Annotated in this window: 1 protein-coding gene; it reads left to right on the forward strand. The window is 53.5% G+C overall.

The features are described from left to right. Positions 1–659 (forward strand): calcium-binding protein (locus GOX63_RS23630; protein ID WP_302478386.1); only part of this gene is annotated, 659 nt, incomplete at its 5' end. Between the last annotated feature and the right edge of the window lie 443 nt (positions 660–1,102).

Genomic DNA, 1,102 nt, shown 5'->3' on the forward strand with positions numbered 1-1,102 from the left:
ACGCCCCTGAAGATGTAAACGGCACTGGCGTCACAACGGGCAGCGCCCGGCCAAGTCAGAGTGACTCCTATTACACGAACATGGCTGGACCAGATTGGTCGGACATTACATACCCAGCTGACGGTTCCGCAGAACCCGCCGATCCCATTGTTGATCCAGAGCCTATCTCATACACGCCACCAGCAGAACCTGACCTGGTTGTAGAAGATCAAAACACCGCCACGCTGGAAGGAAGCAGCGGGAACGACAAACTGATTGGTGGTGCAGACGAGGACACGATTGTGGGGTGGGCTGGTAACGACGTTCTGAAGGGCAAAGGTAACCATGACACGCTCTACGGCGGAGGTGGAAACGACAATCTCTATGGCGGAGCCGGGAACGACATTCTGGACGGTGGCAGCGGGACCAATACCCTCACAGGCGGCGGTGGCGCGGACGATTTCGTCTTCAACACCGGCACGGCCCAAGTGATGGACTTTGGTGGCGCTGACCAGATTTCCCTCATACGATCAAATGAGATCACCAGCTACTCGGACCTGACAACAAACCACATGACCCAATCGGGTGACGACGTTGTGATCGAGGATGGCTTGGGCAACTCAATGGTCCTGGTGGATACGTCAATTTCCGATTTGGAGCGCGGAGACTTTATCTTCTGAACGCGGGTTCGAAAGACACAAGAATTAGACCGTTCAGCCTGATCGGCGGTATTGTGTAATTCCTTGGGCCGGATTCAGTTTCGGCCCAAGGGCACATAAGTTGAGTGCTCGATTGAGCTGTGCCTCGGCCACTTTTTCTACAAGCTTCACAATGCGCAGATTCTGGCCATAAAATGAAGAAGGCACTATAATGTGAAACGGCGACACAGTGTGCCGGCGATCAGCACTTATGGACCTAATTAGAATAGGCTTATTACTACGGAATTATCTTGTTCTCACCACGTGATCGTCAATGGGTCCCACCTCGGATCATGCGAGATGCCTTGGCGTCGCATGATCGCTGCCCCAAAGTAGATAGGGAACCAGAATGACAATCATCCACTCTTCCGATCTCGGCTGGAAAGCCGGCCAGAACATCTCTGACGAATTTGCCGCGCTGGCAA

The sequence above is a fragment of the Ruegeria arenilitoris genome (assembly GCF_013031355.1).
In the GTDB taxonomy this organism is placed as follows: domain Bacteria; phylum Pseudomonadota; class Alphaproteobacteria; order Rhodobacterales; family Rhodobacteraceae; genus Ruegeria; species Ruegeria arenilitoris_C.